Annotated in this window: 27 protein-coding genes and 1 pseudogene; 12 read left to right on the top strand and 16 right to left on the bottom strand. The window is 56.2% G+C overall.

Features of this window, described 5'->3' with window-relative positions; all coding sequences use genetic code 11:
• Window positions 1–20: 20 nt before the first annotated feature.
• Genes AC07W4_RS13350 through AC07W4_RS13340 form a run of 3 tightly spaced genes read right to left on the bottom strand, consistent with a single transcriptional unit; the run spans window position 21 to window position 3,101 of the window.
• Window positions 21–1,403: an LLM class flavin-dependent oxidoreductase gene (locus AC07W4_RS13350; protein ID WP_495032741.1), complete on the bottom strand. Its 1,383-nt coding sequence runs from the start codon at window positions 1,401–1,403 to the stop codon at window positions 21–23.
• Window positions 1,404–1,437: 34 nt separating this feature from the next.
• Window positions 1,438–2,283, bottom strand: coding sequence for an amino acid ABC transporter permease (locus tag AC07W4_RS13345; RefSeq protein WP_008053370.1), 846 nt, complete (start codon window positions 2,281–2,283; stop codon window positions 1,438–1,440).
• Window positions 2,280–3,101: an ABC transporter substrate-binding protein gene (locus AC07W4_RS13340; RefSeq protein WP_495032740.1), complete on the bottom strand. Its 822-nt coding sequence runs from the start codon at window positions 3,099–3,101 to the stop codon at window positions 2,280–2,282. The genes AC07W4_RS13345 and AC07W4_RS13340 overlap by 4 nt, the downstream gene beginning before the upstream one ends.
• A gap of 121 nt (window positions 3,102–3,222) precedes the next feature.
• Between AC07W4_RS13340 and AC07W4_RS13335 the strand changes: the two are divergent.
• A pseudogene (locus AC07W4_RS13335) lies at window positions 3,223–3,306 on the top strand (protocatechuate 3,4-dioxygenase subunit alpha); the annotation flags it as partial.
• A 54-nt stretch (window positions 3,307–3,360) separates the two neighbouring features.
• Here the strand turns inward: AC07W4_RS13335 and AC07W4_RS13330 are convergent.
• Window positions 3,361–3,813 (bottom strand): Lrp/AsnC family transcriptional regulator, encoded by a 453-nt coding sequence (locus AC07W4_RS13330; protein ID WP_008053368.1) that lies wholly within the window; start codon window positions 3,811–3,813, stop codon window positions 3,361–3,363.
• A 189-nt stretch (window positions 3,814–4,002) separates the two neighbouring features.
• On the opposite strand from AC07W4_RS13330, the gene AC07W4_RS13325 reads away from it, so the two are divergent.
• The 3 genes from AC07W4_RS13325 to AC07W4_RS13315 all read left to right on the top strand — a co-directional run bounded on the left by AC07W4_RS13325 (window position 4,003) and on the right by AC07W4_RS13315 (window position 5,751).
• Window positions 4,003–4,620, top strand: coding sequence for a LysE family translocator (locus AC07W4_RS13325; protein ID WP_495032739.1), 618 nt, complete (start codon window positions 4,003–4,005; stop codon window positions 4,618–4,620).
• Between the two features lie 81 nt (window positions 4,621–4,701).
• Entirely contained in the window at window positions 4,702–5,187 is a 486-nt protein-coding gene (locus AC07W4_RS13320) for a MaoC family dehydratase (RefSeq protein WP_495032738.1), read from the top strand.
• A 213-nt stretch (window positions 5,188–5,400) separates the two neighbouring features.
• Window positions 5,401–5,751, top strand: coding sequence for a BON domain-containing protein (locus AC07W4_RS13315; RefSeq protein WP_495032737.1), 351 nt, complete (start codon window positions 5,401–5,403; stop codon window positions 5,749–5,751).
• A 375-nt stretch (window positions 5,752–6,126) separates the two neighbouring features.
• Here AC07W4_RS13315 and AC07W4_RS13310 read toward each other — a convergent pair whose 3' ends face one another.
• Both AC07W4_RS13310 and AC07W4_RS13305 read right to left on the bottom strand, forming a co-directional pair.
• Entirely contained in the window at window positions 6,127–6,609 is a 483-nt protein-coding gene (locus AC07W4_RS13310) for a hypothetical protein (RefSeq protein ID WP_495032736.1), read from the bottom strand.
• Window positions 6,610–6,751: 142 nt separating this feature from the next.
• Window positions 6,752–7,291, bottom strand: coding sequence for a hypothetical protein (locus AC07W4_RS13305; RefSeq protein WP_495032735.1), 540 nt, complete (start codon window positions 7,289–7,291; stop codon window positions 6,752–6,754).
• Window positions 7,292–7,590: 299 nt separating this feature from the next.
• Here AC07W4_RS13305 and AC07W4_RS13300 point away from each other — a divergent pair, with 299 nt between their 5' ends.
• Window positions 7,591–7,881 (top strand): hypothetical protein, encoded by a 291-nt coding sequence (locus tag AC07W4_RS13300; RefSeq protein WP_495032734.1) that lies wholly within the window; start codon window positions 7,591–7,593, stop codon window positions 7,879–7,881.
• Between the two features lie 133 nt (window positions 7,882–8,014).
• Window positions 8,015–8,575 (top strand): magnesium transporter, encoded by a 561-nt coding sequence (locus AC07W4_RS13295; RefSeq protein WP_495032733.1) that lies wholly within the window; start codon window positions 8,015–8,017, stop codon window positions 8,573–8,575.
• Window positions 8,576–8,607: 32 nt separating this feature from the next.
• Here the strand turns inward: AC07W4_RS13295 and AC07W4_RS13290 are convergent, their stop codons facing one another.
• Genes AC07W4_RS13290 through AC07W4_RS13270 form a run of 5 tightly spaced genes read right to left on the bottom strand, consistent with a single transcriptional unit; the run spans window position 8,608 to window position 13,650 of the window.
• Window positions 8,608–8,925, bottom strand: coding sequence for a cytochrome C oxidase subunit IV family protein (locus AC07W4_RS13290; protein WP_008053359.1), 318 nt, complete (start codon window positions 8,923–8,925; stop codon window positions 8,608–8,610).
• A gap of 13 nt (window positions 8,926–8,938) precedes the next feature.
• Window positions 8,939–9,658 carry a heme-copper oxidase subunit III family protein gene (locus AC07W4_RS13285; protein ID WP_495032732.1) on the bottom strand — a complete coding sequence of 240 codons (720 nt, stop codon included), beginning with the start codon at window positions 9,656–9,658 and terminating at the stop codon, window positions 8,939–8,941.
• 5 nt (window positions 9,659–9,663) lie between these two features.
• Window positions 9,664–10,356 (bottom strand): cytochrome c oxidase subunit 3, encoded by a 693-nt coding sequence (locus tag AC07W4_RS13280; protein WP_495032731.1) that lies wholly within the window; start codon window positions 10,354–10,356, stop codon window positions 9,664–9,666.
• Window positions 10,353–12,128: a cytochrome c oxidase subunit I gene (gene ctaD / locus AC07W4_RS13275; protein ID WP_495032749.1), complete on the bottom strand. Its 1,776-nt coding sequence runs from the start codon at window positions 12,126–12,128 to the stop codon at window positions 10,353–10,355. Before ctaD ends, AC07W4_RS13280 begins: the two co-directional genes overlap by 4 nt.
• A gap of 49 nt (window positions 12,129–12,177) precedes the next feature.
• Entirely contained in the window at window positions 12,178–13,650 is a 1,473-nt protein-coding gene (locus tag AC07W4_RS13270) for a c-type cytochrome (protein WP_495032730.1), read from the bottom strand.
• A 315-nt stretch (window positions 13,651–13,965) separates the two neighbouring features.
• On the opposite strand from AC07W4_RS13270, the gene AC07W4_RS13265 reads away from it, so the two are divergent.
• Together AC07W4_RS13265 and AC07W4_RS13260 are read left to right on the top strand one after the other, a co-directional pair.
• Window positions 13,966–14,304: a hypothetical protein gene (locus AC07W4_RS13265; RefSeq protein WP_008053351.1), complete on the top strand. Its 339-nt coding sequence runs from the start codon at window positions 13,966–13,968 to the stop codon at window positions 14,302–14,304.
• A gap of 546 nt (window positions 14,305–14,850) precedes the next feature.
• Window positions 14,851–15,006, top strand: coding sequence for a hypothetical protein (locus AC07W4_RS13260; RefSeq protein WP_008053349.1), 156 nt, complete (start codon window positions 14,851–14,853; stop codon window positions 15,004–15,006).
• Between the two features lie 293 nt (window positions 15,007–15,299).
• On the opposite strand, the gene AC07W4_RS13255 is transcribed toward AC07W4_RS13260, so the two are convergent.
• Window positions 15,300–16,226 (bottom strand): LysR family transcriptional regulator, encoded by a 927-nt coding sequence (locus AC07W4_RS13255; protein WP_495032729.1) that lies wholly within the window; start codon window positions 16,224–16,226, stop codon window positions 15,300–15,302.
• Window positions 16,223–17,197 carry a quinone oxidoreductase family protein gene (locus tag AC07W4_RS13250; protein WP_495032728.1) on the bottom strand — a complete coding sequence of 325 codons (975 nt, stop codon included), beginning with the start codon at window positions 17,195–17,197 and terminating at the stop codon, window positions 16,223–16,225. Before AC07W4_RS13250 ends, AC07W4_RS13255 begins: the two co-directional genes overlap by 4 nt.
• 479 nt (window positions 17,198–17,676) lie before the next feature.
• On the opposite strand from AC07W4_RS13250, the gene AC07W4_RS13245 reads away from it, so the two are divergent.
• The 3 genes from AC07W4_RS13245 (at window position 17,677) to AC07W4_RS13235 (ending at window position 19,175) form a co-directional block, all read left to right on the top strand.
• Window positions 17,677–17,955, top strand: a complete 279-nt coding sequence (locus tag AC07W4_RS13245; RefSeq protein ID WP_495032727.1) for a DUF2790 domain-containing protein — start codon at window positions 17,677–17,679, stop codon at window positions 17,953–17,955.
• Window positions 17,956–18,231: 276 nt separating this feature from the next.
• Window positions 18,232–18,885: a hypothetical protein gene (locus AC07W4_RS13240; RefSeq protein ID WP_495032726.1), complete on the top strand. Its 654-nt coding sequence runs from the start codon at window positions 18,232–18,234 to the stop codon at window positions 18,883–18,885.
• A gap of 83 nt (window positions 18,886–18,968) precedes the next feature.
• Window positions 18,969–19,175, top strand: coding sequence for a co-regulatory protein PtrA N-terminal domain-containing protein (locus AC07W4_RS13235; RefSeq protein ID WP_495032725.1), 207 nt, complete (start codon window positions 18,969–18,971; stop codon window positions 19,173–19,175).
• 197 nt (window positions 19,176–19,372) lie between these two features.
• Here the strand turns inward: AC07W4_RS13235 and AC07W4_RS13230 are convergent, their stop codons facing one another.
• From AC07W4_RS13230 to AC07W4_RS13220, 3 genes are all read right to left on the bottom strand, one after another.
• Entirely contained in the window at window positions 19,373–19,672 is a 300-nt protein-coding gene (locus tag AC07W4_RS13230) for a hypothetical protein (RefSeq protein WP_008046277.1), read from the bottom strand.
• Between the two features lie 106 nt (window positions 19,673–19,778).
• Window positions 19,779–20,234 carry a response regulator gene (locus AC07W4_RS13225; RefSeq protein WP_495032724.1) on the bottom strand — a complete coding sequence of 152 codons (456 nt, stop codon included), beginning with the start codon at window positions 20,232–20,234 and terminating at the stop codon, window positions 19,779–19,781.
• A 282-nt stretch (window positions 20,235–20,516) separates the two neighbouring features.
• On the bottom strand, window positions 20,517–21,158 hold the full coding sequence (locus AC07W4_RS13220; RefSeq protein WP_495032723.1) for a response regulator: 642 nt from the start codon (window positions 21,156–21,158) through the stop codon (window positions 20,517–20,519).
• A gap of 297 nt (window positions 21,159–21,455) precedes the next feature.
• On the opposite strand from AC07W4_RS13220, the gene AC07W4_RS13215 reads away from it, so the two are divergent.
• Window positions 21,456–26,318 (top strand): response regulator, encoded by a 4,863-nt coding sequence (locus AC07W4_RS13215; RefSeq protein WP_495032722.1) that lies wholly within the window; start codon window positions 21,456–21,458, stop codon window positions 26,316–26,318.
• The last annotated feature ends 61 nt before the right edge of the window (window positions 26,319–26,379 follow it).

Here is a 26,379-nt window from a genome sequence, read left to right as displayed (position 1 = left end):
GCGGCTGAGACTGTCCCGTCCTAAAAACCTTTATCAAAACGGAATGAGGCGCCGTAGGCTGAATCCGGCAAATGGTTCGCGCCATCGTCCCGTAACCGCGAACGGAAAGTACCGCGATGTGGCCGGGTTCGATACAAGCCACGTTTTTGCAGTTCAGGAATGATCAGTTCAACGAAGTCCTCAAGGCTGCCCGGGCTGATCAGCGGGTTGAGCATGTAGCCACTGGTGCCGGAAATACGGGCGTGCTCTTCGATGCGATCGGCCACTTGTTGCGGCGTTCCCACCAGAATCAGATCACTGCCCCGGGTGACATTGGCAAAGCGCTGTTTGACATCGCCAGCGGTCAAGGGCTTGCCACTGCCATCAGGCCGCATCACATAAGAGGTCATGCCTTCGGTGTGAGTGGACAACGCCTCGCTGTCCGCGTAGCGGCTGATGTCGATACCGGTATCACCGGCATAGCTCACCAGCTGCGCCTGCAAGTGATAGTTGCTTTGCAGTTCGTCATATTTGCGCCGGGCTTCGATCTCGGTCCTGGCCGTGACGATGCGCAGTACCGTCAGTGACTTGACATCTTCAGCGTAACGCCCCCTTGCCCTGGCCTGCGTCCATATATCTTCCAGTCCCTGGCGAATTTCCAGCGGGTTGGACTTGGCGATGAAAATCAGTTCGGCGTGCTTGGCCGCAAACTCGCGACCACGGCCTGACCAACCGGCCTGGATCAGCAAGGGTGTGCGTTGCGGTGACGGGGACGTCAAATGCGGCCCGGCCACCCGGTAATGCTCGCCGACATGATTGATCGGTCGCACGCGATCGCCCCTGGCATAGACCTGGCGAGACTTGTCGGCAACCACCGCATCGGTTGCCCAGCTGCCTTCCCAAAGCTTGTAAACGACATCGAGAAATTCCTCTGCGCGTTCATAGCGATCATCGTGCTTGATCATCTGCTCCAGGCCGAAGTTGCGAGCGGCACTGGTCAGGTAGGAGGTGACGATGTTCCAGCCGACCCGGCCATTGGTCAGGTGATCCAGCGTGCTGAAGCGCCGGGCATGGGTGAACGGATGCTCGTAGCTGGTGGTGACAGTGACGCCAAAGGCCAGGTTTTCCGTCACGGCGGCCAATGCCGGGATGATCATCAAGGGATCGTTGGCCGGTGCTTCCACCGCCCACCTCATGGCCGCGTCGGCATTACCACCAAACACATCGTAGAAACCCAGTACATCACCAAAAAACAGCATGTCGAGATGAGCCTGGTCGGCGATGCGTGCCAGGTTCGACCAGTAGCCCAGGGAGTTGATGGTCAGTCGCTCGTCAGCCGGGTGCGTCCAGAGGCTCGGCGCGCCGCCACAGCCAACACTGGCTTGCTCGTATAACGCAAACAACAGAGGTTTTGGATCGGACATCGTAGTACCTGTAAAAAGTCATTGAACGGGCGGGTCAGCGCTGATGCTTGAAGCCTTTGCCGTAGTGGCGTTCAAGACGGTTCTGTATCAACTCCAATCCTATGGACAGGAGCCAGTAGATAACGGCTGCGGTGGTGAGCATTTCGATGTAGCGGTAGGACGAGCGACCGTACGACTGCGCCAGGAACATCACTTCCCAGACGCCCATCACCGATATCAACGAGGAGTCCTTGAGCATTGAAATGAACTGACTGGTTGTCGGGGGAATGATCGTGCGCATGGCTTGCGGCAGGACGATGTGCAGAAACGTTGCCGCCGGCCCCAACCCCAGAGCCATCGCCGCTTCGCGCTGTCCGGGTGCTACAGCCATGATGCCGGCACGAAAAATCTCGCTGAGGTAGGCACCGTAATTGAGCGAAAGCGCAATGATCCCGGCGCTGATGGCGCCCGGAACAACACCCAACTGCGGCAACCCCAGGTAGATCAGCAGGATCTGGATCAGCAGCGGAGTACCGCGAAAAAAAGACGCATAGAAACTGGCAATGCCGAAAGCCACCGCACTGCGAGACAGGCGCGCCAGCGCCGTCACGAAGCCAAGGAGCAACGAAAGCCAGATCGAGCAGAAGCACAAGAACAGCGTCAGCGCGGCGCCTTGCAAGAAACCGTCAGGCCCCAAATGCAGGCCAGCCAGATTGGGCAGCTTCTGCACAATGATCGAGAAATTCAGATCGAAGCTCATGAAAAACATGACGCACAGGCCCAACAGCACTGCCCAGGTCAAATACAGGCGAGTGCGAAAACCAGGTAGCCGGCTGAAACGACGCGTCTTGGTTTCGGAGGCGACAGCCGCCTTGGCCGGATGTGGATTGAGGGCTGTCATTGGCTGATATCGGCACCGATCCACTTCTGTGAAATCTTGCTTAATGTGCCGTCAGCCTTGAGCTGGGAGACGACCTCAGCGACTTTGGCATTCCATTGCGGATCGCCCTTTTCGATCGCTACCACGTTGGGCTCCGCATACAGCGTGTCGCCGGCAATTTTGAAACGAGGATCCTGGGCGATGCGTTCGCGCGCAGTGATGAGGTTGGTGACCATGGCATCCAGGCGCACGCCCGTGCCCAAGGCCAGATCCTGGAAGGCCACCGTTTCGTTGTCGTATGGCGCGACCTGGACGCTTTCGAATGGATGGCTCAACGGCTTGTCCTCGGCGCCCTCGATCACCAGATCCTTGTTCAGATAGGCTTCATAGGTCGATGCACTGATCACACCGACTTTTTTACCTGACAGATCCTTGCCCGTGACAATGTCCTTGTCTTTGGCATTCACCACGATCACGGCCGGGGACTGGTAATACGCCACCGGGAAGTCGAACACTTCGGCCCGTGCCTTGCTCGGGGTCATCGAGCAGACGCAGATGTCATATCGTCCGTTCCAGTGTCCGGCAGCGATGACATCCCAGGACGGTGTTTGCAGCTTCAGCTTCACCCCTAGCCGTTGCGCAACGGCCTTGGCGACATCCACGTCAAACCCGTCCAGTTGGTTCTGTTCATTGAGAAAGGAGAATGGCGGATAGCTTTCCATCAGAACGCCGGTCAGCTCCCCGCTACTGGTTACGCGATCCAGGGTGGCGCCCGCGAAAGCCGTCGAACAGGTAGCCAGCAATGCCAAGCCAAAAGGTAAAAGCGCCTTAGTGTTCACAGACAAGTACTCCAATCGATTCAAAATACTGAATAGATTAAAACGCACTATAAAAATACTTTGTACTTCCTTTATGGAATATAAAACTGCGTTCAAGCTATATTGGATCCAGCGGTCCAGGCGCTGCACGGTTGACGGGAAGCTGGCCTACCGCTTCGATATTCACGTTCAGGGCGAAGCGGAAACGGTGTTCTCCAACTTCTGACGATGTCAGCCGCCCCCACATAACCCTGAAAAAACAGACGATGTGCCGCGCCAATCACAAAGGTAGCGGCCGGTCTTGAATGACCCGCTTCATGACCAGGGTCGAGGTGAGCCGTTGCACATTAGGCAATGTCGAGAGGCTCTCATCGTAAAGCCGTTGAAAGGCGGGTAAGTCCTGGGCAACGACGTGCAGCAGGTAGTCCGGCTCCCCAAACAGTCTCTGGGCATCGACCACCTGAGGTATATCGATGAGCGCCGCCTCGAATGCCTCGACGGCTTGCCGGTCACCCTCGCGGAGCGTGGCAAATACCATTGCGGAAAAATTCAGGCCCAATGCACCGGGATCAAGCTGCGCGCGATAGCCCAGCAATACACCGGAGTCCTCAAGTGCCCGCACTCGCCGATGGCAGGGTGAAAGGCTCAAGCCCACACGCTCGGCAAGTTCAGTGACCGAAAGGCGGCCATCCTTTTGCAGTTCGGCAAGAATCTTCCGGTCAGTTCTGTCCACGCAGAATAATCTCCCTCTTTGCAACGTAAATACGATCATCTTTGAAAGTTAATTCTAACAACATTTCATTAATCTTCCTCCATCCATTAACAACCGTACTCCTCTTCAGGAAACAAGAGGGACGGCCTTTGATATGAGAGGCGGGACGATGAACAACGCGATGATTAATGAACGGGCGCGGGTGATGCCATGACCTTCAGTGTCTTTGTTGCCTTCTGGGCGGTGTCGTTTCTGTTCGTCGTGACGCCCGGGGCGGATTGGGCCTACGCGATATCCGCCGGCCTGAAACATCGCGTTGTCATACCGGCTGTGGGCGGACTGTTATCCGGCCACCTGATTGCCACAGTGGTGGTAGCCGCGGGTGTTGGCACCCTGGTCGCCAACCACCCTGGGGTCATGTCAGGGCTGACGGTGGCCGGGGCGACTTACCTGCTTTGGTTGGGCATCAACATGCTCGCCCGTCCCTCCACCCCCCACACGGATGAGGTCCAGGCGTCAGGCTCATGGCTTCGCTGGGCGCTCAAGGGGCTTTGCGTCAGCGGCTTGAATCCGAAAGTGTTCCTGCTGTTCCTGGCGCTCCTGCCCCAGTTTGCCGACGCCACTGCCCCCTGGCCGGTACCGACGCAGATGATCGCGCTCGGGCTTGTCCACACCGTTAGTTGTGGCGTTATTTATCTGCTGGTCGGATTTGGCTCACAGGTTGTTCTCAAGGCACGCCCGGCCGCCGCTCAGTGGGTCAGTCGGATCTGCGGAGCGACCATGATCATCATTGCCGTGACGTTGTTTATCGAACAGATGCCGGGTTAATTTCGGGCACCGGTCATTGAGTGCAGGCGCATTTCCGGGCCCCGAGCATACCTTTCCACCCTCGCCTTCCAGGGAGCTTTCATGAAGAGCCCAAGAGAACGTGCCGCCGAAGGTCTTCAGGCCGGCGACCGATTCACGGTAATCCGCTGTTTTTCAGAAGACGATATTCGTCAGTTCGCGCAGATTTCCCGAGACTACAATCCGGTTCACTGCGACACAGGCTACGCAGAGTTGTGCGGGTTCAAGGCGCCCATTGCCCATGGTCTTCTGACAGCCAGTCTGCTCACCGAAGTCGGCGGGCAAATCGGGTGGCTGGCCACAGGGATGAGTTTCAACTTCAAACGCCCCGTTTACGCGGGAGAGCAGATCACCTGCCACTGGCTCATCGTTGACATCGATGAGCGAAGACATGCAAAGGCTGAAGTCAGGATATTCAATGCAGAGGGCATCCAGGTACTGGAGGCCACGACTTGCGGTGTGCTGCCGGGGACTGAAGAACGTGAGCGTCTCACACAAATGCTCTTTGACGGCGACCCCACCAACGATGCTGCCCGGTCCGTGAGTTGATGCCTGACGTGAGTGGCAGCGACTTAGGCGGACGTTCACGGGGACAGCGCTCTGACCGCAGGCAACGACCGTACTATAATTAATTTCTGTCAATGTTTGCGTGGCGAGCGCTCCAGAACGAATCAGGTATCCATAGCGTTCACCTGACAGGCAGAGGGCAGCACAGCAAATGGGATGGACAGTACGTCTGATTACGCGAGAGAGGGTTCAGCCATGAAAATTCACTCCTTCCAGCATTACTCTCATGGTCTGGAAATGGCCGTTCACGATGCATGGATTACCGCCAAGGTGAAGTCGGCCCTGGCATTTTCCGATCCGACCCTTAGCCTGCATATCAATGTCAAAACCCATGCGGGCATAGTGGGGTTAAGCGGCCGCGTCAACACTCATAGACAGTGTGAACAGGCCATTGATCTGGCCCGTTCGGTTCATGGTGTCGCCGAAGTCGATGCCAGCGACTTGCAGACCCATGTGTTCACGCCAGGGAGTATTCCAGAAGCGCCCAACGCCGAAGAGAGCACTGAGCGCCGGCCACAATCGTCAACAAAGATGGACGACAAATGATAATGGCGACTTTGTAGGCGCCGCGCTCCCAGTCGGGAACCGAGGGCGCAGGGAAGCTGAATGCCTGTGTGCCCCGGAGTGAATCGCCCATGGTTTCGTGGACATTTCCGACTGGCTGCTGCTGGCTTTGCGACGGTCAGGCCCGGACCGTCGCTATCGCCCCGAAAAAGTCCACCGGTAGCGAAGAATGCAGCAAATGCTGTCGGCGGAACCATTACAAACAACGCCATTAGTGTGAGTAAAACTCTACGCTTTATGAGAGCGGTCACTGACCGGCTCCTGTTGGCTCTATAACCAAAAAAGAATAGTCACGGCATTCGATTGCAGTTATCAAGCCAGGAGTCTTGGCCTTCCATCGAGTTATCCATTGACAAATTAGTGGCCGTTCCTGAGCTTCCAGCTTTTCCACATGAGTATCAGATGAGCAAATGCAAAGAACAAGAAATACTCAAATAAGCGATCACGCGTCTTGCTGCTTTCCCTGGACTCATAAAACTCTTCACACTCATTTCCTGAAGAACACTGAGCAAAGCAAAGCTTCACGCCGTCAACACTGCAGTCCAGCAAGCTGCCATTTATGAAAGACAACTCAATCTCTTTACCTTTTGCCTCCCTGAACAATCCAGGTGCCTGGGTCAATCGAAAATCAAGCTGTTTATATCGACCGGACTCCGAATCTCTAATTGTGATTACAGGCACTTTATTACCCATGAAATGAACTGCCCTGCCTCGAATGAACTCAATATCGGCTCCACGGTAGCCATAGGAATCGACAAAAATTAGCAGAATCAACGCGAACACTCCGAGGACGCCGAAGGTCAACCTGATCTGCTCAATTTCTCCTTTCGGCCATTGCATTTCAATTCCTCATTTTCCCGCAGCGAGCCTGGAACCATCACTGTTCAGGTTAACGTGAAAAACAGATCTGCCCCCGCGCCCTCACTCAAGAATCCAACTATTTATTTCGCACCATTCAATTGACTTATCTTTAACGGCTTCTTCAACTAGAGAAGACATATCGCCCCTTGACTTTTCTCGGTGTAAAAAAAGCCAAATCCGGAAATAACTTCTGGCGAACGTAGAATATATAAGCAAACATTCCGATGCCTATGGCCGAGCTGACAAACATTATGACAGAGCCTGAAATCAACCCTTCCACTTGCTGCGCCGTCGAGCCCATGGATAGAACAATGTACGCATTGTATGCGCCTGCCAGATGATTGTAGAACCCCCAGGCAAACAAGAGCGGAACAAGTGCGCCCAAACCGCCAATTACCCATCTAGCGTTAGGCCCAATAGTTGAACCTATAATAAAACCGAGTAGAAGAGCGAGTGCAGCCTGGATAAACATGAGTGTAATAACGGCATTAACCTTGCTGTCATGTATATCGCAGAGGTAGGGGTCAGCAGTTGAAGCGATCAAGCGGGCAAGCAGTCTGTCCTTGACCCCATGGCCTGAGAGCCGGGTGAATACTTCCGATCTAGGTACTCCGGACGAGAGCAGGTCTTTTACTTTGGCTTTGGCTTCTTTTTTGTTCATGTTAGTGACGACTCCGTGGCACAAGGGCAAATTGTGATGACGCCTCAAGCGAGATGATCACGTTTTCACGAGCCTGCTGGACGGTGTTCCCCTTCAACGCGTACAGGTACCTGACCAAGCATAGCCACTAATCTGCCACCAGACAGCAATCGGCCAGAAACGGCCGGTGGTCGTCGCATTACGACTGTCGTCGGCGTTTGGCTAAGCTTAATGAATCAGGACGAACCGAAACCTCAAGTGATAGCGGCCATCAACGGATCTGGATTGGCATAAAGGCGGCACTCCCAAGGGAGACGACTATGTATGCGGTGATAAGAACCTACCTGGGTACTGGAGCAAAGCAGCTTTTCGAGCTGATGGAAGAGCGCAAGGGCGACATCGAAGCGACCTTGCGGACAGTGCCTGGCCTCGTTAGCTACACACTGTTGAATACGGGTGATGGTGGCACATCGGTGACTGTTTGCACGGACAAGGCCGGCAGCGATGCGAGCCTGAAAGTCGCCCGTGAATGGGTTCAGAAAAATGCATCGAATATCCACGCAAACCCGCCGATCGTGACGGAAGGTCCGGTCATTGTGCAGATCAGCTAGCGACCGGTCCGCAGGGTGGCGAGTGCTATACTTTTTTCAGTCTGCACGGAGTGTGCAACGTTCCCCACAGTACAACTACCAACTGCTGCCGGACACAGGAGGTCTACAGCAAACCCGAGACGGGAGGTGTGGCATGAACCGACACTATTACATCAGTGACAATCTCAACGATCTTGAAAACGTTGAAAATGAACTGGAAGCCAGCGGCATCAACTCCGAACAGATTCATGTACTCAGTGAAAAAGTTGCTGATGTAGAAGAACATCACCTCCACGAGATCAGCTCGTTAATGGAACAGGATGCTGTTCACTCTGGTGAGATTGGTGCGGTGATCGGTGTTCCACTCGCGGCGCTGGTCCTGCTTGGCGCCTATTGGATGGGCTGGACCGAATCCCCCGCAGGCTGGATGCCCTTTATCTTCCTTGCCATTGTTGTATTGGGCTTCTGCATCTGGGAAGGCGGTTTTTTTGGGTTCCAGGTGCCGAACACTCACTTTCGCAACTTCAAACAGGCAGTAAAAGAAGGCAAACATATCTTCTTCGTGGATGTTGAACCGAATCAGGAGTCGGTACTGGATCAGGTAATCAAACAGCATCCGAAGCTGAAGATCGCCGGCACAGGAGCGGCAGCCCCCCACTGGACGGTGGCCTGGCAGCACAAATGGCATCAGTTCAAGCGAGTGATATCGGGTTAACGCCCGCAGACTCGAGGCCATCGGAAAGCGGCTTACTGGCCAAAGAAAATGACCCGGCTGAGGAAGACATAGTCTGCCTCGGTGGCCATCAGCCCGATGAGCACCAGTAAACACAAAGGTGGCACCAATATGGCGTAGACCATCGCCAGGCGCTCCCATGCCATATGCATGAAGATGGAGACAATCAAACCTGCCTTCAACAACATGAAAGTGATAATCAGGGACCACCGAAGATAACCATGAAAGTGGAAATAGTCGACAAGGTACGACAGCGTGCTGAGGACAAATAACAGCCCCCAGATCTTAAGGTACAAACTGATTGGATGTTGCTGACCCTGAGCATGTGCCATCACTCGTGCTCCTCTACCATAAATAGAAGAATGCAAAAATAAATACCCACACCAGATCCACGAAGTGCCAATAAAGCCCGGCTATCTCGACGTTCTGATAGTTTCCGGAGCGCTCATAGTCTCCGCGCCAGACTTTCAGCGCCACAATGCTGAGATAGAGGGCGCCGATTGACACATGCAGTCCGTGAAAACCGGTAATCATGAAAAAGCTGGCACCAAATTGCGCGGCTCCCATGGGGTTCCCCCAGGGACGAACCCCTTCTGCGATGAGCTTGCTCCATTCGAATGCCTGCATGCTGACGAAAGTCACCCCCAGGGCAGCGGTCGCCAGCATCAGGGCCGTGGTTTTCGCGCGATTGCGGCGATAGGCGAAATTGACGGCCATGGCCATGGTGCCGCTGCTGCTGATCAGTACAAAGGTCATGATGGCGATCAGAATAAGCGGGATTTCCCTGCCGCCGATCGTCAATGCGAACACTTCACTGGGGTTCGGCCAGGCGCTGGTGATGGTCATGCGTACCGACATGTAGCCGGTGAGAAAACAGGTGAATATAAACGTATCGCTGAGCAGGAATATCCACATCATCGCCTTGCCCCAGGGCACCTGCTTGAAGGCCTCTTTATCCGAGGACCAATCGCTGGCGATGCCCTGCCATCCCGGTGCTGGCGGCAAGCCTGGTGGATTGGATGAACTGATCTCGGCTTGGGCTTGGGCTTGTGGGTGCAATGCCATGGCTGTTACCTCAGGCCGCAGAATCTGGCGATGGCTTCATAGGTTTGCGGCGTGCTGGCCAGTAGCGCGAATAGCACGAACCACAGGCCCAGCAAGTAATGCCAATAGATGGCACAGAGTTCTACACTGGCGCCAAGTTGCGCCAGTGGCACATGACGCAGGAATTTAGCGACGATCCAGCACCAGGCGATCAGCCCGCCCAGCAGGTGGAGCCCATGCAGGCCGGTCAACAGATAGAAGAAACTATTGGCCGGATTGCTGGCGACAAAGTAGCCCCAGGCGACAAATTGCTGCCAGACCCAGAGTTGCCCCGCCAGAAAGGCAATGGCAAAGACTCCCCCCAATGCAAAACCAATGACAGTTGCGCCTGGCCGCGCCTTTCGGGCGGCCAGGCGCGACCACTGCAGTGCGATGCAGCTCAATACCAGAAAAGCCGAATTCAACCAGAGCGGCCGGAGATTGCCTAACGGCGCCAAAGGCTCTGTCAGGGGTAGCCAGTCGTCCATTTGAGAACGGGCAACAAAGGCGATCAGGAAGAGGAAGAATAACGAACTCACCACCACCAGAAACAAGCGCAGGCCGACCCTTGCGGTTTGCCTTCTATTGGCATCCTCAGCGGCCTGAATACCCTCGGGATCGCGACTCCAACTGCCGCCGGGATCGGCGCCATCGACGTTTCTCAATAGCAACCTGTTCATGTCCGAACGTCCACTGTCTTAGTCCCGGCACTGAGTTGCCGCATGTGCTCCAGCTCCTCGGCGCAGACCGTTTGCGCAACGAAATCCTGCTCTATCCCCGGCACACTGTAGTCATAGGCCCAGCGATGCACGACCGGCAATTTCTCTCCCCAGTTGCCGTGTTTCGGCGGAGTGTCCGGCGTTTGCCATTCCAGGCTGGCCGCGCCCCAGGGATTACTGCCGGCCGGCTTGCCCTTGAATGCACTCCAGGTCAGGTTGAACAGGAACAGCAGCTGGGAAACGCCGACAGTCAATGCGACCACCGTAATGAAGGCATTCAAGTCTTGCGCGGACTGCGGGATGAACGCGTAGTTTTCATAGGCGTAGTAGCGACGAGGCATGCCCTGGAAACCCAGGTAGTGCATGGGGAAGAAGATGGCGTAGGTGCCCAGAAAGGTTATCCAGAAATGCAACTTGCCCAGGGTGTCATTCCACATGCGCCCGGTGACTTTCGGGAACCAGTGATAAATGCCGCCGAACACCACCAGGACCGGGGCGACCCCCATGACCATATGAAAATGGGCCACGACGAAATAGGTGTCCGAGAGTGGTATGTCCACGATCACATTGCCCAGAAACAACCCGGTCAGGCCGCCAACCAGGAAGGTGACAATAAAGGCCAGGGCAAACAACATCGGCACGGTCAGGTGGATATCGCCCCGCCACAGGGTCAGTACCCAGTTATAGACTTTCAGCGCGGTCGGCACTGCGATGATCAAGGTGGTGACGGCGAAAAAGAAACCAAAGTACGGGTTCATTCCGCTGACATACATATGGTGCGCCCAGACCACGAAGCTCAGTACGCCAATCGCAATAATGGCCCACACCATCATTCGGTAGCCGAAGATGTTTTTACGCGCATGGGTGCTGATCAAGTCGGAGACCAGACCAAACGCAGGGAGAGCAACGATATAGACCTCAGGGTGGCCGAAGAACCAGAACAGGTGCTGGAACAGGATCGGGCTGCCACCCTGATGATCGAGCTGCTGCCCCAGCGAGATCATCGCCGGCATGAAGAAGCTGGTGCCCAACAGCTTGTCGAACAGCATCATCACCGCACTGACAAACAACGCCGGGAACGCCAGCAAGGCCATGATCGAGGCCATGAAGATGCCCCATACCGAGAGCGGCATGCGAAACAGGGTCATGCCGTGCGTGCGCGCCTGCAACACCGTGGTGACGTAGTTCAACCCGCCCATGGTGGCCGCGACAATGAAAATCGCCAGCGAGATGAGCATCAGGACAATGCCCCACTCGACCCCCGGTGTCCCTTGAGTGATGGACTGTGGCGGATAGAGCGTCCAGCCCGATCCTGTGGGGCCGCCAGGGACAAAAAAACTGCTGAGCAACACCAGTACCGCCACCAGGTAAAACCAGTAGCTGAGCATGTTGACGTAGGGGAAGACCATGTCGCGGGCGCCCACCATCAGCGGGATCAGATAGTTGCCGAAGCCACCCAGAAACAAGGCCGTGAGCAAGTAAATGACCATGATCATGCCGTGCATGGTCATCGCCTGATAGTAAGCACTGGCGTCCATGAACTCCAGGCTGCCGGGAAAACCAATCTGCATGCGCATCAAACCGGACAACACCAGCGCGATAAGCCCCACGAAGATGGCCGTCAACGAATATTGAATGGCTATGACCTTGTGGTCCTGACTCCAGATGTATTTGGTCAGGAAACTTTTGGGCTCGTGCAGTGCTTCTGTTTCGGCTTGCTCCGCATAGGCCATCACGTCATCCTCTTGCCGAAGTTTCAGTGTATTCCTGGCTGCTTAACGGCTACTTCCCTGGCTCCGCCTTGTTTGCGTCAGTGTCAGCATTCGCTTTGGACTTGATGAAAGCGATCAGTGCATTGAGTTCCTCGTCACTCGCAGCCAAGGTCGGCATGACGGCTGCAAAGCCCTTGACGATTTTGGCGTTGGGATGAAGAACCGAATCCTTGAGATAGCCCTCATCGACCTTTACGCTTGTATCGTCGGCAAGGGTTTCCGTCTTGCCATACAGGCCCTGCCAGGTGGGGCCGACGCCCTTGTTGCCATCGACACTGTGGCAGGCCAGACAGCCAAGCGACCCGGCCAGCCGCTGCCCCTGCGCCACCAGGTCCTCACCCGGGCTCGATGCTTCGCCGGTCGAGGGCTCATCGCCTTGCCCCGCAGCACCCAGTGATTTGATCAGGGCGATGACAGCGCCCAGTTCATCGTCTTTGAGAGTATAGGCCACCATGACCGGCGGGTAGCCCTGCACCAGCCGGGCCTTCGGATCGAGAATCGACTCTTTCAGGTAGGCCTCGTCGACCTGCACACTGGTGCCATCGGCAAGCTGTTCAACGCGGCCGTACAACCCCTTCCATCCCGGGCCGAGACTGGCACCGCCATCCTGGCTATGGCAGGCCTTGCAGCCAAGTTGCTCGACCAACTGGCGGCCTTTTTCCACCACGCTGTCTCGACCGGGTTTGGCCGCAGTCGTCAATGTCTGCGCAAAAGTCGGTTGGCCCTTTAGCCATTGATCGAAGACGCCCTGCTCTTCCACGATCATATGGCCGCGCATGTTGTAATGACCGACACCACAAAATTCAGCGCAAAGGACTTCGTATTTTCCGGGTTTAGTCGGCGTAAACCAAAAGTACGACACCATCCCCGGCACCATATCCATCTTGCTGCGAATTTGCGGAACATAGAAATCGTGCAGGACATCTTTAGCGCGCAGCAAGACTTTCACCGGCCGATCGCGCGGAAGGCGAACTTCATTATTCATTACAAGCACATCGTCCTGCCCGGCGGGATCCTTGGGATCAACACCGAGGGGATTGGTGGAATCGACAAACTTGATATCCGACTTGCCCAACTTCCCGTCCTGGCCGGGAAAACGAAAGGCCCACTGCCACTGCTGGGCGATTACTTCAAGTTCGTAGGCATCTTTGGGCACGCGGATGAAATCGTTGTAGACAACCAGGCCTGGCGCCAACATCCCGGCAATACCTAGTGAGGTCACGATAATCAACCACAGTTCCAGCTTTTTGTTTTCTGGCTGGTAGGCCGCCCTGGCACCTTCCTTGTGGCGATACCGCATCACCGCGACGGCCATGAATACCGTGATGGCAATGAAGAATATTCCGCTGATGATCAGGGTGATGAACAGGGTGGTGTCTATGGACCCCCAGTTGGAAGCTGCCGGCGTCGCATGCCAGGGCGCCAGTATGTGGAATAGCACTGATGCAATAACGATTAGTATCAGGATAATTGCTATTGCCATTTCCTCTTCATCCTATTCCTGTTGTTCATTGGTTATGCAAAAGCATCGCCACTGACGTCCAAGCAGGGCAGACAAATACCACCCAACCGGGCGGCAAAGTCCGTAAGGAGTATAGAGCCCATCGGGTTATACCGTGGGCTGGCAAGCGAGGCCCGGCGACCGGCTATACTCAATGTCTGATGACGCACAGCAGGAATCGGCCAAAAGCGGCGCCAAAAATCGAACCCTGCCCTTGTGCAGTCATCAAACTTAAGTGATGGCATTGAGCACGAACGAAAGCTACAGATTCCAGCAATCCACATGGGAGGTTTCGTCATGAGTGCACTGACGATCGAAGGCTGGTGCAAACCCAGCGGCGCCCAAAAGTCCACCCCGATGGGGGAAGTCCATTTCTACGTCGACGGACCTCTCCATGTTCGTCTGGAGGAGGCCGAAGAGCGCTTGCAGAAGACCCACGAGCGGGAAGCCATGGTCGATGTCGATATGGACTCGATGGATTTGATCATGCCCGAGGGATACGCCCCCTTGTCCGACTGCCAGATGCGCGTCTATCTGCACGACGAACGTGGTCAATTCCATCTGGTTGGACACCGAGCGAGTGACGGCAGTTTGATCTACACCAACGCGGTATTGATTGATCAGCTGCTTGAGTAGCGGTTACGTGATTCCCGGCATCGGTGTTTCTCCGCGGGGTAATGTGCGGTGCCGGAAACTCACTGGTCTTTTAAACAGAATTCAGTGTATTGCTTCGACCGGTTTGAACCACAGACAGAAGCGGCCCTTCCCGCCCCGTTGAATCCACCTCGCCTCTGGAGCAAGCAGCCCCAACCAAAAGCGATCGGTGAAACAGCGCCACTACTCTCTCCATAAATGGGGTACTACACCCACCCAACCAGGTGTTTGCCACCAAATTTGAGGAATATCCCCCCCTCATCCTTTCTCTCGCTTGAATCCCCCCGAAACAGTTTGCTAATTCATTTGAGTTTTTTCTTCGCCCTATTGAAATGGCTCATTAGTTGCACCACCCCTGGTACCCGCAACAGCTGTCGTCCCGGACATCATGGAGACGGCGGGACTCGCCGGATTCGGCATGACGCGAGGGGTGAGAAATGAAACAAGCGACACTACCATGCAGTTCCATCGCCTTGTTGCCCAGGTCAAGCCTGTGGTGCGTGTTCCACACAAACGTGAGGATGGGTGATGGCTTCCACTAATAAATCAATCGCTCGAATCACGAAACGGCCTTTGCCCCTTTATAAGCAGCTCGCTGAGTTGAGCCTGATGTTTATCGCGTTGGTGATGACGCTGGCGTTGTCCGCTGTACTGGCGATGGAATTTACCCTTGGAGTGTTCTGACGAATGCGTTTTTCACTCAAATGGATTGATGATTGCGGTATTTCTCATACGAGCGCCCGTTTTACCAGGCACCCATGTAAAGAAAAGCGGTTATGGGAGGTGTGTCATGTGGAATCAGCCTCTGATGATTGTGGCGATCTACCTTGCTATCACCCTCTGCATCGGCTGGTTGTGGTCCACTGCTATCCTGTATTGGCTTTGATCCAATGGAAAACGTGAGTCACCACCGGGTTTTATAAACACACCTGACCGGCAGCCATGTGTCGGTCAGGTGGGAACCAAAGGTCAGCCAGTCAAATGGCCCATGGAGGCGCGGGGATGAACTTTGACTCGATCCATTGTTTGAAGGCGACGACCACGGCGCTCGGAAACCTGGCCGATGGCCTGACCAGATAGACCCCGCCGGCGGCATCCAGTTGCCAGTCAGGAAGGACATGCAACAGCCTCCCGGCGGCAATGTCACGACTCATCAGCCAGTCACCGGCCCCCAGTATTCCCGCATCGGCGCGGGCCGCGGCAAGTAATGATTCGCTGTCATTGGCCGTCAGGTTTCCTTTGGGAGAAACCGTCTGCAGCTCATTGCCGCGATGGAGTCTCCACTGGGGAAAAGACGCAAGGCCGCTGAAGCGAAGGCAATTGTGCCTGATCAGGTCCTGTGGCGATTCGGGCATACCGTGCTGTCTGATATAGGCAGGCGAGGCACACAATATCCGGCGATGGTCACTCAGTTTTTTGGCGATCAACCGGCTGTCTTCCAACTCTCCGATTCGGATCGCCGCGTCAAAACCTTCATCGATGATGTCGACCAGACGCTCGCTATAGTCAGCGAGGATCGAGACATGCGGATGAGCCTTGAGAAACTCCGGCAGCATCGGGCCAAGCCAACGCCTGCCCATGGCTGCCGGCAATGCAAGGCGCAAAGTACCGCGGATTTCGCTGGCGCCCTCGGACGCTTGCTGCTGCGCTTCATTCATCAAGTCGATGGCTGAGCGAAGGCGCTGCTCCAGCCTGGCACCTGTTTCAGTAATTCGAACCTGACGGGTTGATCGCTCCACGAGCCGAACGCCAAGGCGCTTTTCCATGGCGGCGAGTCGTTTCGAGACGACTGTCGGGTGTCGCTGCAATAGCCGGCCGGCCCCGACAAATGAACCTTGCGAGGCCACGGCCAGAAATGCAGCGATTTCGTCACTGTGCTGACTATTCAGAACATCAAGATTCATGGTTTTAGAATGATCGCCCCCGATGAACGCCCCGACTCCAGGTCGGCATGCGCCAATGCTGCGTCCGCCAGAGAGTAGCTTGCCCGGACCGAAGGTTTGATAATACCCGCACCGATGGCGGCCAACACATCCTGCGCTCGTTCCTGGTACTCGCAGGCGCTTGCCGTATGGGCTGCCAACGAAGGACGTGTGAGGAACAGCGAGCCTTTGGCATTGAGCGTTGATAGCTCCACGGCTGACGGTGCACCTGATGAAGCGCCGAACGATACCATCAGCCCTCGCGGTCGCAAGCTATCCAGGGATGCCTGGAAAGAAACACGCCCAATTGGGTCATAGACGACGTCGACCATCTTGCCCTGGGTGATACGAGCCACCTCGCAAGCCAGGCTTTCAGCATCGAACACCAGGACTTCATCGCATCCCGATGCCAGGGCCTTCTCGACACTGGCCTGCTTTGAAACCACGCCGATCACGGTGGCACCCAAGTGCTTCGCCCACGGCACCATGATTTCCCCCAGCCCTCCAGCCACGCCGTAGAGCACAATGGTTGTGCCAGGGCCTACGGGATAGGTGGCTTTCAACAGGTACTGCGCCGTGATGCCCTTGAACATGACGGCTGCCGCATCGTCAAATGACAGCGAATCCGGAATTTTCACCAGCCGCTCTGCCGGATAAAGCCGGGCCGAAGCATAGGAACCCAAGGGGCCGGTGGCATAGGCCACGCGATCCCCTGTTCGCACGTTGCTGACACCCGCCCCCACAGCGGCGACACGCCCAGCGCCTTCAAGCCCAAGCCCGGATGGCAATGAAACGGGCACCGCTCCCCTACGCTGGGTCACGTCGAGAAAGTTCACACCTACAGCCTCTTGCTCAAGCCAGACCTCGCCCTGGCCTGGCGCTTGTTCGCTCAGTGTCTGCAGGTTCAGTACTTCAGGGGTGCCAAACTGGTTAAACCGGATCGCAGATACCATGGTCATTTCTCCTTCAGTCAGAAGCCGTTATCAAATGGTGGTCCCCAGTGTGAGAACTGACCCAGCGATGAACAAGACGGGTTGACTGCAGAAATTTAGTGCACCTGTTGCAGCAATGTAATCACTGATAGCACGCATTAACAGGCAAAAATCGTCCAATACCCGACATGTTTTCCCTGGCTCGATAGCAGCGTTCGCGATCGCCAGGACTCATCCGACTGAATTGAAAACACGGGTTCACCTTGCGTGAAAATCCGTCATGACATGTCATGACCTCTCGCAAAAAATGGACTTTGACCAACAAATTCGGGGGTTAAAGGACGAATGGTCGAGAGCCGTCAAGCGCGGGGAATTGCCGGGAGTTTGCAGCCACTACAGGCTTTTCAGGCGGGCACGTTCGTCGCGGTGAAGTGAACTTCACTTTCTCGACGTGTCACATTAGGTCCTTGTCAAGCAAACGTCAGTGGAGGTACAGCCTTATGAGCATGGCCACAATTGTCAGTGCAGTGATTTCCAGTCTCGCACCCAGTGTCTTCGACCAGAACAGCCTGCAAGAACCCGGCGCGCATCTCTCAGCCGTCGAATACCACTACGGAATGGAAATCGATGTGAAACGGGTACTGCAGCGCACCGATACATCCGACAAGACCGGCGTGGTGCCGGTGACCCTGGTCTACGAAGACAGTGAGGGTGAGGTTCACAAGATCCGTTTCCTCGAATGGGGTGGAAGCCCCGCCGACCCAACCAGCATTGCCTGATACGCTCGTCGATCGGGTTCCGGGCCTCGCAGCCCCCCAGAAGTGGAAGTTAAACCTTCTCTGCGCTCAGTGCGATTGAGGTTTTTTGTTACCTGAAAATGGACATGTTCGAATGACTAAAAGTTCATTCGTGAAACTCACTATTATCTTGATGGCGTAATGTCGCAAGATTAATTGATAACAATGGCTGGATCTAAATGGCGGTCAGCAACGGCAAACTCCAATCAAGCCGTGCCGAAAGCCAAGTTGATTCACTATTGAAGCCGAGAGGTAACCATGGAACTTAGTATGTTCTCTTCGTCCACCGTGGAATATGTGCGTTTGGGCGTTGTATATTTTCATCTTATCGCCTGCTGTGTGGCAATCGGGCTGGTCTTGACCAGTGACATTGCAATGGTCAAGCAACTCCTGAAGGGGGATGCGTCAGGTCACCACGATGACGCGCACATGGAAAGCCTTCAAAAAACCGTATCGCTTGCACTTGTAGTGCTTTGGATTACGGGCATTGGTATTGTCGGAATCGATTATGCCGGCAAGGGAATGGAATATTTCCTCAATCCAAAACTGCAGGCCAAAATCGGCATCGTTGTGCTGTTGACCTTCAACGGCTTCCTGTTGCATAGCGCTGTCTTGCCGGCGCTGAAAAAAACCGGTTCGTTACTCAACCTTTCCTTCAGCCTGCGCATGCTCGCGCTGTTCTCCGGCGCCCTCTCTGCCGTGTCGTGGTTCTATGCCGCCATGCTGGGTGTTGGCCGTCCGCTGGCCTGGAAGTACTCGCTGGTGGAGTTGCTGGCAGCCTATCCGGTACTCATCGTCGGTGGATTCGGGGCGATGGTACTGCTCACCGCCTGGGCAAAAGACAGAGAAACCGAAGCGCGTAAGGAGCAAGGCACCAGGACAATGGGCAACGCCGCCCTGGCTGGCTGGTAAATCCGGGTTGAACAAGGACGTTCAGCTTCAGTAAATAGATCCCGCTTTTAGTTGTTAACAAAGTTTCACTTGAGGATATCCAAATGAAATCCATGAAAGCCCTTTTCGTAGTCGCCGCCCTGACCGCCTCTTCCCTGGCGATGGCCACAGGTGGCGGTGACAAGACCTTCGCACGCATGGAGTCGGCCCGGAAAGTCTCGATGGAAGCCTTCCAGGTGGCACAGAAACAGAAGGCTGAAGCCGCTGTCGCTCAAAGCAAGGCCAAGGCGACCGATCACGCCAACAGCTGATCGGTGTAGCCTGTCCCCGGCTGACACAAATGTGCAGCCTCAAGCCCCGCTAGCAGCACCCAAGGTACTGCTGGCGCCGGTTTAACCAAGATCCCGCCTACACCCAATCCAGTGTGTTGAATCTGCCTCGAACAGCCGCAAATCGGGCCGACGGCTGTGAAATATCAATTTCCCGCAGTAGTCATGGAGACAGGCCTCTATCGCTTGCCCTTCATACAGACTACGGAAAGATAAGCACCCCAAAGAACACCACACAGGGCAAGTATCAGCTCCGGACTGAAAATGCTCTGATCGACCGGTGCCACCAGGATTTCGCTATAAAGGCACAAGGCACCCGCGATCAACGCAATAAAGTAGCCGGTCCGGGTTCTGGTCCGGCGTAACAACAGAACCCTTTTCAGACCCTCGTCTTTCCATTCTTGAAGGGGCATGAGTTGGATTTCCTCCAGCAGCACCACACCCCACAGCAACGCACATAACCAATAACCTATCATCATGACGACCTCCAGTTGGAACATTGATTCAACATGAATGCAGCCTGCACTCCTTGCTCAACTTACGAATATCAATTCCGGAGTCTTTTCTGACTCGTGAAGTTTGCTCTCATGCATGCCAACAGGAAAAATCTGTTGGCAACAGGGACTTGGCTAAACGCTCCAACATGCGGCGCATGATGGCAAGTTCATGGTTCTTGTCGTAGAAAGCGTAGGCTCCCGCTTTTGTAAAGTACTTCCAATGTGTCGGATCAGCGCAATTGCTGACCACTATGACTTTTGTCAGCGGATACTCGGATGCGACCACACGCAATACTTCCATGCCATTACCGTCGCTGAGGTTGACGTCCAGCAAGACGACATCGGGCGGTTCACGCCGAATGGCGGCGATGGCGGTCGATGCGCGGTGGAACGCCCCGGCAAGTGAGAGGCCCGCGATCTGCGGCGACACCGTGTGCCGTAGCGCTCGCACGACGTTCGAATCCTCAACGACAAACAGGCGCAAAGGGCCTGAATCTCTGGCTGGCATCCATGCAGTCAATGATTCTGTGTTGGTGACCTGCATGATTTCACCTTACTTTATTGACATGGCTGTACAAGACGTTGACCCAGACAACGCCATTGAGCGGACGAAGATTTTCCGAGAGACCAATATGCTTGATTGGAACGGACCCCACTATCGACGTAAGCAGGACTTCTTTGTGGAGATATCGGCCAAACGCCTGTAGTGATTCCACTACAAGCAGGCTGGATCAGGACGATTCAATGACGTCAGGGCGTTTACCGCAGCATGTGGAGGCTGCCGAAAACGCTTGAATGGCCCGACTGCGTCGGATGGCAGGGCGTTCTAAGTCAACAGGCCGTTTTCGAGTGCATAACGGGCGAGTTTCGCGTTGCTGTCCATCCCTGTTTTTTCCAGGATACGTGCCCGGTACGTCGTGACGGTACTCGGGCTCAAGTGCAATATCTGAGCGATGCGGACAATCCTCTCGCCTGAAGCGAGGAGCTTGAGTACTTCAAGCTCCCGGTCGGATAGCCCTTCGTGGGGTGCCCCGTCGCCCTTGCCGATAGCGTTGACCAGTTTTTCTGCCAGCTCAGGACTGACGTGCTTGCCGCCTGAGGCCACCTTGCGAACCGCCGTAACCAGGGTGGCTGCGGAAATATCCTTGGTCAGGTATCCCGCTGCGCCGTGCTTGATTGCGCGTAACGCATAGGCCTCGACCGAATGCATGCTCAACATCAGAACGGCGAGCTTGGGCTTCTCTGCACGCATAAGCTTGAGGAGTTGGAGGCCGGTCTTGTCGGGCAGTTGAATATCTACCAGCGCCACGTCGAAATCCTGCTCCCGGACCAGGAGCATTGCGTCGTGTGCCGTCTCTGCTTCACCCGTAACGTCGATCTCGCCGGCAGTCTCCAGCATGCGTCGCACGCCGCTACGCACGATGCTGTGATCGTCCACCAGCAAGACTCTGATTTTGTGGTCACTCATCTGTATTTTCCATTCGGCAGTGGCCGGCAAGCCATGGAATCTTCTGCAGAGTTTGACCTTAGCAGGCAGATAGCGCACTTGCACTTTTGCCTCAGGCGTCAGTGCCCACTTCTCCGGACTGCGGGTGAAGTCGGCTGGAACGGCCTGTTCCCGGCCAATTTCCCCAGGATCCGGGGCATTGCGCCAACCTTGCTAATATTTCGTGAGCCAACGCTCAGTATTGAGCATGGTCAATACTGCAATGCCGGCTCCTGCATGACGCCTTGCGCGTGGCATCCACTTTGACTGGACATAGACATGGCCACAGTGACCACACCGATCGAAGCTTTCGACATGAAGACGTTGCTGGCAGCGCTGAAGGCGTTGCGCAATGGCGACTTCACCACGCGTATGCCGGAAGACTGGACCGGCATGCCGGGCAAGATCGCCGACACGCTCAACGAGATCATCGACATGGCGGCCGACACCGCCACCGAATTCGAACGCGTGGCGCGACTGATCGGCAAGCAGGGCAAGGTCGATGAGCGTATCCAATTGCCGATGATGAAAGGCTCATGGCAAAAGATCGTCAACTCGAGCAATGCGCTCACCAGCGACCTCATCAGCCCGATGAGCGAGATGATTCGCGTTATCGGATCGGTTGCCGAAGGTAATCTGAGCCAGCAGGTACCACCGGTACTCGACGGCCTGAGACTGCGGGGCCAGTTCCTCAAATCCGCCAGGATCGTGAACACCATGGTGACTCGACTGGGCTCCTTCGCATCCGAAGTGACCCGCGTGGCGCGCGAAGTCGGCACTGAAGGGATTCTCGGTGGGCAGGCCAATGTCAAAGGGGTGTCCGGTACCTGGAAAGACCTGACCGACTCCGTCAACGACATGGCCGCCAACCTGACCACCCAGATGCGCAACATCGCTTACGTGACGACCGCAGTGGCCAAAGGCGATCTGGGCAAGACGATTACCGTCGAAGTCAGGGGTGAGATTCTCGAGCTGAAAAACACCATCAACACGATGGTCGGCCAACTCTCGAGTTTCGCTGCGGAGGTGACCCGAGTGGCGCTGGAAGTCGGTACCGAAGGCAAGCTGGGCGGTCAGGCGGAAGTGCGCGGCGTATCAGGCACCTGGCGCGACCTGACCGAATCGGTCAACGGCATGGCGGCCAACCTGACCACCCAGGTGCGCAACCTCGCACAGGTGACGACGGCGGTGGCCAAAGGCGACCTCGGCAAGAAAATCACCGTTGAAGCCAAGGGCGAGATTCTCGAACTGAAAAACACCATCAACACGATGGTCGACCAGCTGTCCAGCTTCGCCTCGGAGGTGACACGCGTCGCGCTGGAAGTCGGCACCGAAGGCAAACTGGGCGGACAGGCCGAAGTGACCGGCGTGTCCGGTACCTGGAAGGACTTGACCAATTCGGTCAACGGCATGGCGGCCAACCTGACCACCCAGGTGCGCAACATTGCCGACGTGACGACGGCGGTGGCCAACGGCGACCTGTCACGCAAGATCACCGCCGAAGCGAAAGGTGAAATTCTCCAACTCAAGGAAACCATCAACACCATGGTGGACCAGCTCTCGACCTTTGCCGACGAAGTGACGCGCATGGCTCGCGAAGTGGGGACTGACGGCAAGCTCGGTGGCCAGGCCAGGGTGACGGGTGTCGGGGGAACGTGGAAAGACTTGACCGACTCGGTCAACAGCATGGCGGCCAACCTGACCAACCAGGTGCGCAACATCGCCGACGTGACGACGGCGGTGGCCAAAGGCGACCTGGGGCGCAAGATTACCGTGGAAGCCAAGGGCGAAATCATGGAGCTGAAAAACACCATCAACACCATGGTGGACCAGCTCAACAGCTTTGCCGCCGAAGTGACGCGGGTGGCGCGCGAAGTCGGCACCGAAGGAAAGCTCGGGGGTCAGGCACAGGTGCAAGGCGTGTCCGGCACCTGGAGGGACTTGACCGAAAACGTGAACTTCATGGCGGCCAACCTGACCAGCCAGGTACGAGGCATCGCAAAAGTGGTGACCGCCGTAGCCAACGGCGACATGAAGAAGAAACTGACACTGGAAGCCAAGGGCGAGATCGCCGAACTGGCCGACACCATCAACGGCATGACCGATACCCTGGCGCTGTTCTCCGATCAGGTGACCTCGGTGGCGCGTGAAGTGGGCGTCGAGGGCAAGCTGGGGGGCCAGGCCAACGTGCCGGGTGCTGCCGGCACCTGGCGCGACCTGACCGACAACGTGAACGGTCTGGCGGCCAACCTGACCAATCAGGTACGCGCAATTGCCGACGTGGCGACTGCCGTGACCAAGGGCGACCTGACCCGATACGTGGAGGTGGAAGCAAAGGGTGAAGTCGCGGAACTGAAGGACAACGTCAACGAGATGATCCGCAACCTGCGGGAAACCACGCGGCAAAACGCGGAACAGGATTGGCTCAAGAGCAATCTCGCGAAATTCAACCGTCTGCTGCAGGGCCAGCGCGATCTGGCGGCAGTCTCCAAGATGGTGCTGTCTGAACTGGCTCCACTGATCAACGCCCAGCACGGTGTGTTCTACATGATGAACGAGAGCCCGTCCGATCCTGCGAAGCTCAAACTGCTGTCCGCTTATGCGTACAAGGGCAACATCAATGTGAACGATGAGTGGCGGCTCGGCGAGGGCCTGGTCGGGCAATGCGCCTACGAGAAGCGGCGCATCCTGCTGACCGATGTACCCGCCAATTACGTCGCGATTTCATCGGGACTGGGTGCGGCCGCCCCGCTCAATATCATCGTGTTGCCGATTCTGTTCGAGAACAAGGTCAAGGCCGTCGTCGAAATGGCTTCGTTCACGCGCTACAGCATCATTCATCAAACCTTCCTTGATCAGCTTGCTGAATCGATTGGTATCGTGCTCAACACGATCGAAGCCAATATGCGTACCGAAGAACTGCTCAAGCAGTCGCAATCGCTGGCGCACGAGCTGCAAAGGCAACAAGAAGAATTAAGGCAGACCAACGAGGAACTGGGGGACAAGGCCGGACTGCTGGCGGAGCAGAAAGCCGAAGTCGAGCGCAAGAACCGCGAAGTCGAAATCACCAAGTTGTCGCTGGAGGAGAAGGCGGAACAGCTGATGCTGACCTCCAAGTACAAGTCCGAATTCCTCTCCAGTATGTCCCATGAGCTCAGAACGCCATTGAACAGCCTGCTGATCCTGGCCCGGCAGCTCAGCGACAACGCGGAACACAACCTCACGCCCAGGCAGGTCGAATATGCCAAGACCATCCGAAGCGCGGGCAAAGACTTGCTGGAGCTGATCGACGAGATTCTCTATCTGTCCAAGATCGAGTCGGGCACGGTCACCCTGGATCTGAATGAAGCGCTGTTCGCCGATCTGCACGACCAGATCGAACGCACCTTCCGGCCCGTCGCCGAAAGTCGGGGCCTGACCTTCACGATTGAACTGGCGCCTGCCCTGCCCCCCGTCATCTGGACCGACGAAAAGCGCCTGCTGCAGGTGGTCAAGAACCTGCTGTCCAACGCCTTCAAGTTCACCGAGCAAGGCAGCGTCAAGATCAGCATCGAACCCGCTGTGTCCGGGTGGAGCGCGGATAACAGCGAACTCAATCGTGCCGATGCGGTGATCGCCTTCGTGGTCACCGACACCGGCATTGGCGTACCTGACAGCAAGCAGAAGCTCATCTTCGAGGCGTTCCAGCAAGCGGATACCGGAACCTCACGCAAATACGGCGGCACCGGCCTCGGCCTGTCGATCAGCCGCGAGCTCGCACACCGGCTGGGCGGTGAGCTGCGGCTGATCCCCGGTGAGATCGGCAAGGGCAGTACTTTCGCCCTGTACGTGCCCTTGCGTACTCAGGATGCCCAGCGTCAGACGCTAGACGAATCAACGACTGAGGCAGTACCTGGCCAAGTCAAGCGCGACCTCATGCCAGGCCCCCCTGCACAGATACCGGACGACCGTGAGTCTGTCCAACCCGGGGACCAGGTGCTGCTGATGCTCGAGGGTGACGCCCGATTCGCCGGCATTCTGCTCGAGGCCGCGCACCAGAAGGGTTTCAGGGCTATCGTCTCGACCCGTGGCGCGGATGCGCTGGAGCTTGTCGAACGCTTCAAACCCGCCGCGATCACGCTGGACCCGGGCCTGACGGACATCGATGGCTGGTCGCTGCTCGAGCAGTTGAAGCGCAATTTCGCCACGCGTCACATTCCGGTCCAGATCATCTCGAACGCTGACGACCACACACGCGGGCTGCGCTATGGTGCTTTCGACCATCTGCTCAAGCCGGTCACAGCCGAGGAGATTCAAAATGCACTGGTCGGTATCGTGGCATTCGCAGGGCGCAAGACCAGGAACCTGCTGCTCATCGACGACAACGAAGGGAGCCGCGACCGCATCCTGGAACTACTCGGCAACACCGACGTGAAGATCGAAACGACCGCCAGCGGCGCGGAGGCCTTGAAGAAACTGGCAAAGAAACGCTACGACTGCATGGCAATCAATCTCAAACTGCCCGACGCGTCCGGCATCAGGTTTCTCGAGGCCTTGCAGCAAGACCACGCCATGCGGGAATTGCCGATCGTCGTCTATGGTGCACAGACACTGACCAAACCGGAACACGAGCGTTTCAGGACACTGCTCGGCAAGGGCGTGATCAAGGCAGTTCAGTCCCCCGAGCGCATACTCGACGAAACCGCGCTGTTTCTACACCGTGTCGTAGCCAGGTTGCCGCAGAACCAGCGCAGAATGCTGGAAAAACTCTATGAGGGTCCGGACAGTCTCGAGGGTAAAAAGGCCCTGGTAGTCGACGATGACGTGCGCAATATTTTCGCCCTGACCAGCGTGCTTGAGTCCAACAACATGCTGGTGGCCACGGCCGAAAACGGCCGAACCGCCATAGAACTGCTGCAGCAGCAGCCTGATACCGACATCGTGCTGATGGACATCATGATGCCCGAGATGGATGGCTTTGAAACCATGCGCCAGATCCGTACATTCAAAAGATTCGAAGCCCTGCCCATGATTGCGCTGACGGCCAAGGCGATGATGGGTGACCGTGAAAAGTGCATCGAGGCAGGCGCCTCGGACTATGTCAGCAAGCCGGTGGATACCGACCAGCTGCTGTCACTGATGCGCAAATGGCTCTATCGATGACGCTGCACTGCGCTCATTGCGCGACAGCAAAGGTGAAAAGGTGCGCAAGGCCGGCTCGATT

The sequence above is a fragment of the Pseudomonas sp. GW821-FHT02A08 genome (assembly GCF_059422045.1).
This window is presented reverse-complemented; position numbering and strand designations above follow the sequence as displayed.